Annotated in this window: 15 protein-coding genes; 8 read left to right on the forward strand and 7 right to left on the reverse strand. The window is 65.1% G+C overall.

The window, feature by feature from the left end; genetic code table 11:
- Positions 1 to 68 precede the first annotated feature (68 nt).
- The 4 genes from QPK32_RS15120 to QPK32_RS15135 are packed head-to-tail and all read right to left on the reverse strand — an operon-like array spanning position 69 to position 2,341.
- Complete coding sequence (locus QPK32_RS15120) at positions 69 to 599, reverse strand: RDD family protein (protein ID WP_290413616.1); 531 nt, start codon at positions 597 to 599, stop codon at positions 69 to 71.
- A 21-nt stretch (positions 600 to 620) separates the two neighbouring features.
- Complete coding sequence (locus QPK32_RS15125) at positions 621 to 1,361, reverse strand: DUF3106 domain-containing protein (protein WP_290413617.1); 741 nt, start codon at positions 1,359 to 1,361, stop codon at positions 621 to 623.
- Between the two features lie 3 nt (positions 1,362 to 1,364).
- Positions 1,365 to 1,775, reverse strand: coding sequence for a DUF3619 family protein (locus QPK32_RS15130; RefSeq protein WP_290413618.1), 411 nt, complete (start codon positions 1,773 to 1,775; stop codon positions 1,365 to 1,367).
- The gene (locus QPK32_RS15135; RefSeq protein ID WP_290413619.1) at positions 1,772 to 2,341 is read right to left on the reverse strand and encodes an RNA polymerase sigma factor; all 570 of its coding nucleotides are present in this window, start codon (positions 2,339 to 2,341) and stop codon (positions 1,772 to 1,774) included. The genes QPK32_RS15130 and QPK32_RS15135 overlap by 4 nt, the downstream gene beginning before the upstream one ends.
- 219 nt (positions 2,342 to 2,560) lie before the next feature.
- On the opposite strand from QPK32_RS15135, the gene QPK32_RS15140 reads away from it, so the two are divergent.
- The 6 genes from QPK32_RS15140 (at position 2,561) to pssA (ending at position 8,907) form a co-directional block, all read left to right on the forward strand.
- Positions 2,561 to 3,220: a glutathione S-transferase family protein gene (locus QPK32_RS15140; protein WP_290413620.1), complete on the forward strand. Its 660-nt coding sequence runs from the start codon at positions 2,561 to 2,563 to the stop codon at positions 3,218 to 3,220.
- Positions 3,221 to 3,628: 408 nt separating this feature from the next.
- Positions 3,629 to 5,350, forward strand: a complete 1,722-nt coding sequence (locus QPK32_RS15145) for an acetolactate synthase 3 catalytic subunit (protein WP_290413621.1) — start codon at positions 3,629 to 3,631, stop codon at positions 5,348 to 5,350.
- Positions 5,350 to 5,841, forward strand: a complete 492-nt coding sequence (gene ilvN, locus QPK32_RS15150) for an acetolactate synthase small subunit (protein ID WP_027867685.1) — start codon at positions 5,350 to 5,352, stop codon at positions 5,839 to 5,841. The genes QPK32_RS15145 and ilvN overlap by 1 nt, the downstream gene beginning before the upstream one ends.
- Positions 5,842 to 5,949: 108 nt before the next feature.
- A complete protein-coding gene (gene ilvC / locus QPK32_RS15155; protein WP_290413622.1) occupies positions 5,950 to 6,966 on the forward strand; it encodes a ketol-acid reductoisomerase in 1,017 nt (338 codons plus the stop codon).
- Positions 6,967 to 7,153: 187 nt separating this feature from the next.
- A complete protein-coding gene (locus QPK32_RS15160; protein ID WP_290413623.1) occupies positions 7,154 to 7,954 on the forward strand; it encodes an SIMPL domain-containing protein in 801 nt (266 codons plus the stop codon).
- 92 nt (positions 7,955 to 8,046) lie between these two features.
- Positions 8,047 to 8,907 carry a CDP-diacylglycerol--serine O-phosphatidyltransferase gene (gene pssA, locus QPK32_RS15165; protein ID WP_290413624.1) on the forward strand — a complete coding sequence of 287 codons (861 nt, stop codon included), beginning with the start codon at positions 8,047 to 8,049 and terminating at the stop codon, positions 8,905 to 8,907.
- Positions 8,908 to 8,938: 31 nt separating this feature from the next.
- On the opposite strand, the gene QPK32_RS15170 is transcribed toward pssA, so the two are convergent.
- Positions 8,939 to 9,709: a hypothetical protein gene (locus tag QPK32_RS15170; protein ID WP_290413625.1), complete on the reverse strand. Its 771-nt coding sequence runs from the start codon at positions 9,707 to 9,709 to the stop codon at positions 8,939 to 8,941.
- A 279-nt stretch (positions 9,710 to 9,988) separates the two neighbouring features.
- On the opposite strand from QPK32_RS15170, the gene QPK32_RS15175 reads away from it, so the two are divergent.
- Positions 9,989 to 10,141 (forward strand): hypothetical protein, encoded by a 153-nt coding sequence (locus QPK32_RS15175; protein WP_290413626.1) that lies wholly within the window; start codon positions 9,989 to 9,991, stop codon positions 10,139 to 10,141.
- A gap of 15 nt (positions 10,142 to 10,156) precedes the next feature.
- Here the strand turns inward: QPK32_RS15175 and QPK32_RS15180 are convergent, their stop codons facing one another.
- Together QPK32_RS15180 and QPK32_RS15185 are read right to left on the reverse strand one after the other, a co-directional pair.
- Positions 10,157 to 10,678 carry a hypothetical protein gene (locus tag QPK32_RS15180; protein ID WP_290413627.1) on the reverse strand — a complete coding sequence of 174 codons (522 nt, stop codon included), beginning with the start codon at positions 10,676 to 10,678 and terminating at the stop codon, positions 10,157 to 10,159.
- A 27-nt stretch (positions 10,679 to 10,705) separates the two neighbouring features.
- Positions 10,706 to 11,233, reverse strand: a complete 528-nt coding sequence (locus QPK32_RS15185; protein ID WP_290413628.1) for a hypothetical protein — start codon at positions 11,231 to 11,233, stop codon at positions 10,706 to 10,708.
- Between the two features lie 187 nt (positions 11,234 to 11,420).
- Here QPK32_RS15185 and rpsO point away from each other — a divergent pair, with 187 nt between their 5' ends.
- Positions 11,421 to 11,690: a 30S ribosomal protein S15 gene (gene rpsO / locus QPK32_RS15190; RefSeq protein WP_290413629.1), complete on the forward strand. Its 270-nt coding sequence runs from the start codon at positions 11,421 to 11,423 to the stop codon at positions 11,688 to 11,690.
- Positions 11,691 to 11,771: the final 81 nt, after the last annotated feature.

The raw sequence follows: 11,771 nt of genomic DNA on the forward strand, positions 1-11,771 counted from the left end.
CCAAGTTTGCCGGCATGTCGAATGCTTGTGAATTGGGCCCCGGCCTGCGCCGGGGCGACGGTGTCATGTCACGAGGCGTTGGCAGCAGGTGCCGCGTCGTCCCGCGCAGCCGCCCGCGCCTTCGGAATCGCCACGATGCGCGTGCCCGCCAGGCGGTCGTGCAGGAAGCGGCGGTCCTTGTCGAACAGCGCCGTCATGCTCCAGGCCGCGATGCCGACGGCGAGCGCGGCAGCCATTTCTCCCTTGCCATGCAGTCCCGCCAGCCAGCACACGAGGAGCGCGGGCAGGAACCAGCCCCAGGCCGCCAGGTAGCGCAGCACGGCCGTGCGCAGCGGTACCCGGGCGCCGCCCTCGGTGACCACGCACAGGCGCCAGGTCTTCATGGCCAGCGTATGGCCGCTATTGGTCCAGGAATACACGAAATAGGCGCCCGTGACGAGGAACAGCCAGGCCTTCAGGCCGTGCTGGAACACGGGGTCGTGGCGGTTGCCCGTCACGACCAGCCACAGCGCCACCGCCAGCATCTCCACCGCCGCCAGCAGGAAGGTCTCGTAGACCATCGCGGTCAGGCGGCGCTTGATGCTCGGGGTGGGCGTCATGGTGTCTCGGGCGTTGTTGGCTCAGGCGTTGTTCGGCGTGATGCCCCAGTTGGACGGGACGGGCTTTTCCTGCACCGGCGGTGGCGGGGGCAGCGGCACGACGGGCTGGACCTGCGGCGCGGGCGGCGGCACGGGCGCGGTCACGCACGGCGGCGTGGCCGAGACGGTGTTCTTGACCATGCCGACCGGGCACGACGTCAGGCCCTTGACGACCGGCGGCGCGGGCTTGGCGTCGCGCTGGGCCTCCGCCGCCTTGCGTGCGCTCGACTCGGCCAGCTTGCGCTTCTGGTCGTCCGGCAGCTGCTGGTAGTTCTGCCAGGTGGCGTTCTTCTGGTCCGGCGTGATCTTGCGGGCCTTCATATAGGTCTCGCGGGCCAGTTCGCGCTGTTCGGGCGTCAGCCTGACCCAGGCGCGCATGCGCTCGGTGACGCGCTGGCGCTCTTCCGGCTTCATGGTCGCGAAGCGCCTGGCCAGTTCCACCCACTTGGCGCGGCGCGTGCCGTCCATGCGGCTCCATTCGCCCTGCAGCGGCTGCAAGGTGGCCTGCTGGGCCGGGGTGAGGGCGCTCCACGGCAGCTTGTCGCGCTCCTTGCGCGATGCTTCGCGGCTGCGGCCGGACGGGTCGGCAGCGGCGGATGCCGCCGTGCCGTCGGCCGCGGAGGGGGAGGCGAAGCCGCCGTAGCGCCCGACGGCGAACGCTGCCGCGCCGGCAAGAACGATCACGGCGACGGAGCCGGCGACCTTACGCTTGTTTGCCGTCATCCTTTACTGGGCTCGCTTCGGCTGTTGTTCCTGTTGTACCAGGTAGGCCTTGAAGCCGGAGTCGGTGTACGCCGTCAGCGGCAGCTCGTCCGACATCACGGCGGCGTCCAGCTCGGCCAGCTCGCCGACGTGCTGCTCGTGCTCGGCCTGGTAGACGCCCACGAGGCCGGCGACCATGGCCACCAGAGGCGCGACGACGGCCAGGCGGCCCAGCATCGGCATGGCGAACAGCGCGCGGACATCGAACCCGCCGCGCCGCTCGTCGCGGCGCGCGGGCGCCTCGGCCTTCTTGCGCGCGAGCGCCTGCGCGCGCGCGGCGGCGAGGCGCTCGGTGGTCGAGGCCGGCAAGTTGTCGAGGTTCTCGTTCAAGGCATGGCGGATCTTGTACGCCAGGTCGATGTCGTCGCTGTTCATAATTTAATTCCCTTGGCCTCGAGGGCTGCTGCCAGAGTATGCGTAGCGCGAGAACAATGCGTTTTCACGCTGCCCTCGGAGCACCCCATTGCTTCGGCCGTCTCGGCCACATCCATATCCTGCCAGTAACGCATGAGGAAGGCCTCGCGTTGACGTGCCGGGAGCTTTTGTATTTCATCGTCGATCAGGCGCAAGGTTTGCGCGCGTTCGACCTGATCGGCGCTCGACTCGGCGGCGGCCGTGCTTTCCTCGGCCTCGTAAGAGTTGAGTATATCAAAGTCCTCGTCGTCGTCTTCCCGCCTTCCCAGCCCGCCGAAGAGGCTGACCCAGGTGTTCCTGACCTTCTCGCGGCGGAAGTAGTCGAGGATCGTCGTCTGCAGGATGCGCTGGAACAGCGCGGGCAGTTCGGCTGGCGGCTTGTCGCCGTATTTCTCGGCCAGCTTGATCATGGCGTCCTGAACGATGTCGAGCGCTGCCTCGTCCTTGCGGACCGCGTACGCCGCCTGCTTGAAGGCGCGCCGCTCGACACTCTCGAGGAAGTCGTTTAGTTCTTTGTCAGTGGCCATGCGATATGTTGGAGCCACGGGTGCGTCGCCTGTGGCTTTTCGGAAAACTTTCGAATGCTAGCAAAAATCGGGAAGGACCGCAGCCGTCATGGGCAGCCGCAGGATTATAGCTGGCGAACGTTTCCACATTGTTGCAGCCGTCGATGCACCAATAGTGTGCGAAACCCGCAGGGCCCCCGGCAGCTCTACAATGGTGCCATTCATTTCACGGGAGGCAGAATGTTGCGTATTCTTGGCAAGGCCACGTCGATCAATGTCCGCAAGGTGCTCTGGACCTGCCGCGAGCTGGGCCTCGCCTTCGAACGCGATGACTGGGGCAGCGGCTTCCGGCCCCTGCAGGATCCGGCCTTCCTGGCGCTGAACCCGAATGCGATGGTGCCCGTACTCGTCGATAGCAACCCCGGCAATCCCGGCAACCCCGCCGAGCTGGCGCTGTGGGAATCGAACACGATCTGCCGCTACCTGGCCACGCGCTACGACACGGGCGAGCCGGACAGCCTGCTGCCGCGCGATCCGGCGGCGCGCGCCCGCGTCGAACAATGGATGGACTGGCAGGCGACCGAGCTGAACAACGCCTGGCGCTACGCCTTCATGGCCCTCGTGCGCGGCAGCGACGCCCATCGCGACACGGCCCAGGTCGCCGCCAGCTGCGCCGGCTGGAACCGCCACATGGGCATCCTCGCGCGCCAGCTCGACCATACGGGGGCCTTCGTCGCCGGGGCCAGCTTCTCGCTGGCCGACGTGGTGCTGGGCCTGTCGGCCAACCGCTGGCTGATGACGCCGATGAAACGGGAGGCTTATCCGGCCGTCGACGCCTGGCTGGCGCGGTTGGAAGAACGGCCCGGTTTTGGCGAATTCTGCCGCAATGGGATCCCCTGAGCTGCCACGCCGCAATTTTATTGCTGTGCAGGGGCGTTGCACCAAATATGAAAATAATTTTTTGTCTTGACCAGAATGGTGCAACGCAGTAAGGTATGGAACGCTTTGCAACCCGAAGCCCATGGTCATCCCCGACCGGCACACAAGGCCCGTCCCGGCGTGACAAGCTTTCACAATGTAGGCAGTTTGCTCCAACCCGTGCCACAAGCGCGAGGGATCCGCATTCCGCTGCAGGTACTCACGCCAAACGAGTTGCGTCCAGCGACGGTTCGTACGCCACCCTACGGGGGCCGAAGGATCGCCGTGACCGCAGAAAGAAGGGAAGCATGAGCACTGTTGCGTGACACGTATCTCGCCAGGAACGAGCATCCGATCAATCTCCCTATTGGGTCTTGAAAGGAACGTATCATGAACGACGCATCAGCTCCCATCACGGGCGCCGAGATACTGGTCCGTTGTCTGGCGGAAGAGGGCGTGAAACATGTCTTCGGCTACCCCGGCGGCGCCGTCCTTTATATCTACGACGCCATCTTCAAGCAGGACAAATTCCAGCACATCCTGGTACGCCACGAGCAGGCAGCCGTGCACGCGGCCGACGCGTATTCGCGCAGCTCGAACGAAGTGGGCGTGGCCCTCGTCACGTCCGGCCCGGGCGTGACCAATGCCGTTACCGGCCTGTCCACCGCCTACATGGATTCGATCCCGATGGTGGTCATTTCCGGCCAGGTGCCGACGCATGCGATCGGCCAGGACGCCTTCCAGGAATGCGACACGGTCGGCATCACCCGCCCGGTGGTCAAGCACAACTTCCTCGTCAAGGACGTGCGCGACCTGGCCGAGACCGTCAAGAAGGCCTTCTATATCGCCCGCACCGGCCGTCCCGGCCCCGTGCTGGTCGACATCCCGAAGGATGTCAGCATGCAGAAGGCGAATTATGCGTATCCGAAGGAAATCGAGATGCGCTCCTACCGCCCCGTCGACAAGGGCCATGCGGGCCAGATCCGCAAGGCCGTGCAATTGCTGCTGTCGGCCGAGCGTCCCATGATCTACACGGGCGGCGGCGTGATCCTGGCCAATGCCTCGGACGAACTGAACCGCCTGGTCGACAAGCTCGGCTTCCCCGTCACCAACACGCTGATGGGCCTGGGCGCCTACCGCGCCTCGAGCGGCCACTTCGTCGGCATGCCGGGCATGCACGGCACCTATGAAGCGAACATGGCGATGCAGCACTGCGACGTCCTGATCGCCATCGGCGCCCGCTTCGACGACCGCGTGATCGGCAACCCGAAGCACTTCGCCAGCAATCCGCGCAAGATCATCCACATCGATATCGACCCCTCGTCGATTTCCAAGCGCGTCAAGGTCGACATCCCGATCGTCGGCAACGTCAAGGACGTGCTGGTCGAACTGCTGTCGCAGCTAGACGCCAGCGAGGCGCGCCCGAACCCGGCCGTGCAGGACTGGTGGCGCCAGATCGGCGACTGGCGCGGCCGCGAATGCCTGAAGTACCCGACGTCCGACGAGGTCATCAAGCCGCAGTCCGTCATCGAGACGCTGTGGCAGGTGACGGGCGGCGACGCCTTCGTCACCTCGGACGTGGGCCAGCACCAGATGTGGGCGGCCCAGTACTACCCGTTCAACAAGCCGCGCCGCTGGATCAATTCGGGCGGCCTGGGCACGATGGGCGTGGGCCTGCCGTACGCGATGGGCGTGCAGATGGCTAACCCCGGCGCGACCGTCGCCTGCGTGACGGGCGAGGGCTCGATCCAGATGAACATCCAGGAACTCGCCACCTGCAAGCAGTACCACCTGACGCCGAAGATCATCCTGCTGAACAACCGCTTCCTGGGCATGGTGCGCCAGTGGCAGGAGCTCGACTACAACTCGCGCTATTCCGAGTCCTACATGGATTCGCTGCCGGACTTCGAGAAGCTCGCCGAGGCCTACGGCCACGTCGGTATGCGCATCGAGAAGCCGGGCGACGTGGAGGGATCGCTGCGCGAAGCCTTCGCGATGAAGGACCGCCTCGTCTTCATGAACTTCATCACGGACCGCAGCGAGAACGTCTGGCCGATGGTCAAGACCGGCAAGGGTCTCAGCGAAATGCTGCTCGGCGCGGAGGACCTGTAATGCGACACATCATCTCCGTCCTGCTGGAAAACGAAGCCGGCGCCCTGTCGCGCGTGGTCGGCCTGTTCTCGGCCCGCGGCTACAACATCGAGACGCTGACCGTGGCGCCGACCGAAGACGCGACGCTGTCGCGCATGACGATCGTCACGAGCGGCTCGGACGACATCATCGAGCAGATCACCAAGCACCTGAACCGCCTGATCGAGGTGGTGAAGGTGGTCGACCTGACCGAAGGCCAGCACATCGAGCGCGAGCTCATGCTGATCAAGGTGAGGGCGGTCGGCAAGGAGCGCGAGGAAATGAAGCGCACCGCCGACATCTTCCGCGGCCGCATCATCGACGTGACCGAAAAGACCTACACGATCGAGCTGACCGGTGCGAAATCGAAGCTGGACGCCTTCATCGACGCCATCGACCGCGCCTCGATCCTCGAGACCGTGCGCACGGGCGGCTCCGGCATCGGCCGCGGCGAACGCATCCTCAAGGTGTGAACATCGATACAGACCGTAGGGTGGACGGCTCTGCCGTCCACGCGTAACGCCGGCATCCCGGCGCCCGCACCGACATAAAAAATAACGCTTACCAATACAGGATACAAAATGAAAGTTTTCTACGATAAAGACTGCGACCTCTCCCTCATCAAGAACAAGAACGTCGCCATCATCGGCTACGGATCGCAAGGCCACGCCCACGCCCAGAACCTGACCGAATCCGGCTGCAACGTCACCGTCGGCCTGCGCCGCGGCGGCGCCTCCTGGCACAAGGTCGAGCAGGCCGGCCTGAAGGTCGCCGAGGTCGACGAGGCGGTCAAGAACGCCGACGTCGTCATGATCCTGCTGCCGGACGAGAACATCGCCGAGGTCTACAAGAACAATGTCGAGCCGAACATCAAGCAGGGCGCCGCGCTCGCGTTCGCCCACGGCTTCAACGTCCACTACGGCCAGGTCGTGCCGCGCGCCGACCTCGACGTCATCATGGTCGCGCCGAAGGCCCCGGGCCATACCGTGCGCGGCACCTACCGCCAGGGCGGCGGCGTGCCGCACCTGGTCGCCGTCTACCAGGACAAGTCGGGCGCCGCGCGCGACATCGCCCTGTCCTACGCCATGGCCAACGGCGGCGGCAAGGCCGGCATCATCGAAACCAATTTCCGCGAAGAGACCGAGACCGACCTGTTCGGCGAGCAAGCCGTGCTGTGCGGCGGCACCGTCGAACTGATCAAGGCCGGCTTCGAGACCCTGGTGGAAGCGGGCTACGCCCCGGAAATGGCCTATTTCGAATGCCTGCACGAACTGAAACTGATCGTCGACCTGATCTACGAAGGCGGCATCGCCAACATGAACTACTCGATCTCGAACAACGCGGAATACGGCGAATACGTCACCGGCCCGCGCATCGTGACCGAGGACACCAAGAAGGCGATGAAGCAGTGCCTGACCGACATCCAGACGGGCGAGTACGCGAAGAGCTTCATCCTCGAGAACAAGGCCGGCGCCCCGACCCTGATCTCGCGCCGCCGCCTGACCAGCGAGCACCAGATCGAGCAGGTGGGCGAGAAGCTGCGCGCGATGATGCCGTGGATTGCGAAGAACAAGCTGGTGGATCAGTCGAAGAACTAAATAGCCTAGTTTGCTGATAGACCGTCGTCCCTGCCTGCGCAGGGACGACGGTTTTTGGCGTTGCCGAAATGCAGCCAATTGCAACCGTTTGCAACTCTTCATTACAGACCCCCGTCCGCATGCCAAAACCGGTTATCGTTCTCCTGCCGCGGCCCTTGCCGCAGAAACACAATAAGGAGAGAACACGATGCCCTTCAAGAAACTGATCCTGCTGTCCGCCCTGGGGCTGGCCCTGAACGCGCATGCCCAGAGCACCGCCGCGCCTGCGTCCGCGCCCGCATCCGCGCTCCGTCCCGCGCTGACCGCCGGCACCCTGGTCGTGGTGCCGGCCTTCGGCGAGGTCCGGCACGCCAACGACGAGGCGACCGTCACGTTCGCCGTCGAGGAGCAGGACAAGGACCGCGCCGCCGCCACTGCGCGGGTCAACCAGAAGATGAAGCAGGGCACCGACATCGTGAAAAGCGGCGACCCGCAGGCGCAACTGAAGACCGTCGGCTACTACACCTATCCGGTCTACCCGGAAGTGCCGGACGGCCCGCGTCCGCTGGCAAACCAGGCCGCGCGCCGCGTGCCGATCGGCTGGCGCGTCGGCCAGTACCTGGAAGTCACGACGCGCAACCTGCAGAACCTGCCGAAGGTCGCGGCGGCGGCCCAGAAGGTGCTGAACCTGAACGGGGTCGACTACCACCTGAGCAAGGAACTGCAGAAGCGCCTGGACGACGAGCGCATCGCCGCCACCTACGCCAACCTGAACGAGCGCATCGCCTCGATCGCGAAAGCGATGGGCCGCGGCGTGAACGATGCCGTGATCGACACGGTCGACTTCGAAGGCAGCGGCAACTACGCCGGCGAAGCGGCGCCGCAGGCAGCCCCGGCGATGATGATGCGCGCCGCGCGCGCCGACGCCGGCGCCATGCCGGAGCCGAGCTTCGAGCCGGGCGAGACGACGCTGTCGATGCGCCTGGTCGGCAAGGTCCGGTTCCGCTAGGCGTGACGGTTCGCTAACACAGGGGCGGGCCACTATAATGGCGTGGTCCGCGCCCCTGGCGCATTGTTACCTCAGTGCAAAGAACAACAACCATGCCCACGCTTCCCCGTCGCAGAAAGCCCGGTGCCGTCAAGGCGCCCCGATTCGCCCGCTTCGCCCGCACGCGCAAGACCGACGTGGTGTCGGCCCGCCCGCGCCGGGGCATCTACCTGCTCCCGAACGCCTTCACGACGGCCGCGCTGTTCGGCGGCTTCTACGCCATCGTGATGGCGATGAACCAGCGCTTCGACCATGCCTGCTGGGCCGTGTTCATCGCCATGGTGCTCGACAGCCTGGACGGCCGCGTGGCGCGCCTGACGAATACCCAGTCCGAGTTCGGCGCCCAGTACGATAGCCTGTCCGACATGGTGTCCTTCGGCGCCGCGCCGGCGCTCGTCATCTACGAATGGTCGCTGCGCGGCCTGGGCAAGCTGGGCTGGATCGCCGCCTTCGTCTACTGCGCCGGCGCCGCCCTGCGCCTGGCCCGCTTCAACACGAACATCGAAGTCGTCGACAAGCGCTACTTCCAGGGCTTGCCGAGCCCGGCCGCGGCGGCGCTCGTGGTCGGCTTCGTGATGATGATGACGGACCCGGACATCAACGTCAGCGCGCGCAGCGTCGACTGGATCTCGTGGTGCATCGCGCTGTTCGCCGGCATCACCATGGTGACCAACGTGCCGTTCTACAGCTTCAAGGACGTCAATTTCCGCAAGTCGGTGCCGTTCATCGTCGTGTTCCTGATCGCGCTCCTGCTGGCGCTGCTGGCGATCGACCCGCCCAAGGTGCTGTGGCCGCTGTTCGTGCTGTACGGCCTGTCGGGCTACGGCGTATTCCTGTGGCGCCTGGCCAAGGGCAAGCCGGTCAGCATCATCCAGACCGACGAGGAGACGCTCGACCCGAGCGAGCGGCGCTGATGCTGTAGTGCGTGGGCGACGCCTGTCGTCCTCAGCGCGATACGCCGAGCCAGATCGAAATCCAGAGCTTGTTCACGCTGGGATCAGCCTGTCGATCGCTCTTGCTCAGAAAGTCCTTTCCGACCAGCAAGCCCGCGCTGAAGTCGGTGTTGGTGCGGCTGCTCAGGGTAATGCCGGTGGCCAGCGAAAACGCAGCCTTCGTCTCAGTATTGCGCGTAGTCTGATCGGTCACGGGGACGAGTGCCAGTCCCGCCGACACGACCGGCATGAACTCTACGCCAAACCCCTGCAGCCGGTACCAGCGCACGCCGATGTAGGGGGCGATGGTGGTCGAGCTGGAAATCTTCTTGTCGTCCCCCATGCGAAACTTGAACGGTACGATCAGGGCGCCAAACGCCACGCCGGTGTCCTTCAGGGCCAGCGTGTCGAAGTCCGCGTTCTTTATTTCATAGGCGGCGTTCTCGGTGACATGCTTGTCTAGGGCGGCGCATGCCTCGAAAGCCGACCCCGGCGCCTTGGCCGACACAAAGCGCACGATGGTTTTTTCGGACGTCCTGGCGATGACGGACAGGACCGAGTTCTTACCCGCGCAGTGCGGCGTGGTATCCGTGTTTCCTTTAAGCGTGAAACCACCGGCATCGGTGCCAAGCCGCTTGTGCGGTCCGATCAGTTCTCCTTTGTTGGTCGGGTAATCGTCCGCTGCAAGCGCCGGCGGCGACAGGGGAAGCAGCAGGGCCAGCATCAGGAGCAGCATCAGGAGCAGGAACGGTTGGGGCGGCAAGGCATGACGCATGCGTTTCATCAGGTTCTCCGGGCTGTTCGGCAGGTGACCGGAATCCATGCTACAAAAGCGAGGCTCTCGTGGCTTGAGGCCGGTCGCGGCGCGCAACCGAACCATAGCGCGCGGCAGTGGTCTTGGGCGGGCGCTGTACCTGGGCGATCCGTTCCCGCATGCCTTTCATGCCTCCTATTCCGCCGTCCGCCGCCGGCGCTGCCGGTCGCCGCGAAGCACGACGATACCGGCGACCCGGCGCGCAACACCGGCCACCCGGCGGCGGCCTTGCGCCAGGCCGGCGTGCCGGTGCGGGAAGTTCATGATGGCGGCGTCGACCACGCGACGCTGGTCGCATCGTTGTCGGCGACGCTCAAGCGGCTGGCACCGACGCTCGATGCGCTCGATGCGTCCGTGCGCGGCACGGAGCAGCAGGCGGATGGCGCAAGGCAGGCGCCGTAAGCCGCGTCAGTGCCCTCAGCGAAACCTGAACCGGTCGTCGTACATCGGATCCGGCCCGTTGAGCATCTGCCGCACGACGCCCTGCCGGTCGAAGTGCACGTGCATCAGCGAATTCCAGACGCCCGCTTCCTTGTAGCGGTAGGACCAGACTTCGTAGTCCTTGTAGGCCACGTGCGAGGTCTCGGCCGGGTGGCCGAAGTGGCGCAGGATGTCGTCCCTGGTCCACTGGTCTATTTTCACCTTGGCGAAGTTTTCGCTGGTGAGCACCTGTTCGTAGGAGACGAGGCGGCCGTCCGGGCCGATGCGGGCCATGTGCTGGAACTGGCCCATCGGCTGGCCGCGGTATTCGAGGATGCGGCCGCCGTCCGGCTCGGGATAGACGGCGGCCGGCTGGCCCAGCGCCTCGGTGACCGCCGCCAGCGGGGCGCCGGCCGGCGGCGGCTGGCGGAATACCGAGCAGGCGGACAGGGACAGCGCCGCGAACAAGGATAGGGCGGCACAGGCCGCGAACGTCGTTCTCTTGAGTGGGTGGGTCATGAAATCTCCGTGCGCGGCCGGGTTGTGTCAGAAGCCTTTGTAGCGATCGTCGAGGATCGGGTCCGGGGTCTTGGCGGTGTGCAGCACGACGCCGCCGGCATTGAAGTACACGCTCATCATCGCGTTCCACACGCCGTCGTCCTTGTAGCGGTAGGACCAGACTTCCGCATCGTCCGGGAACGGACCGGTGGCGCGCGCCGGCGAGATGTCCGCAGGGCGGCCGAAGGTGCGCAGCACGTCGTCCTTGGTCCAGCGCTTGGTGCCGAGCCTGGCGAAGTTCTCGTTGGTCAGCACCTGCTCGTAGGAAATCAGGCGGCCGTCGGCGCCGATGCGCGCCATGTGCTGGACCTGGCCCATCGGCTGGCCGCGGTATTCGAGCACCTGGCCGCCGTTCGGGTCCGGATAGACGGCGTTCGGCTTGCCCAGCTTGGCCGTCACGGCGTCCAGCGGCGCGCCGGCCGGCGGCGCCTTGGAAAAGGTGGAACAGGCGGAGAGCGTCAGGGCGAATGCCAGGCTGGCGGCGATAGTTGTTGTATTCTTGATCAGTTTGCTCATCGGTAAAGTCCTTTAGGCATGCCAATACGGCATCGCCAACCCATGAATTCTAGCGGATGCGGCGGAAACGCTGGCTCCCCGACGCGTTTTGACCTATACTTCCGGGTCTTGGCCTCCGGGCCAGGTTTTTTAACAACTCACGGTGCGCTGGGTTCCGACTCTTGCACCGCATGTGAAAGGTAATATCATGTCCGTAGAACACATCAACAAAGCCGCGATCATCGCGGACAACGCACGTGGCGAAAAAGACACCGGTTCGCCGGAAGTCCAAGTTGCACTGCTGACCGCACGCATCAACGAACTGAACGGTCACTTCAAGGAGCACAAGAAGGACCACCACTCGCGCCGCGGCCTGATCATGATGGTCAACCGTCGCAAGAGCCTGCTGGCCTACCTGAAGAACAAGGATCTGAACCGTTACCGCGACCTGATCGCCAAGCTGGGCCTGCGTAAGTAATCGTTGCGCATCGAGCCACGAGCTTGATCGAGAAATGCCTGCGTCAGCTCGACTGCCGCGGGCATTTTTCATTTCCAGCAC

The sequence above is a fragment of the Massilia sp. YIM B02763 genome (assembly GCF_030412015.1).
In the GTDB taxonomy this organism is placed as follows: Bacteria; Pseudomonadota; Gammaproteobacteria; order Burkholderiales; family Burkholderiaceae_D; genus Telluria.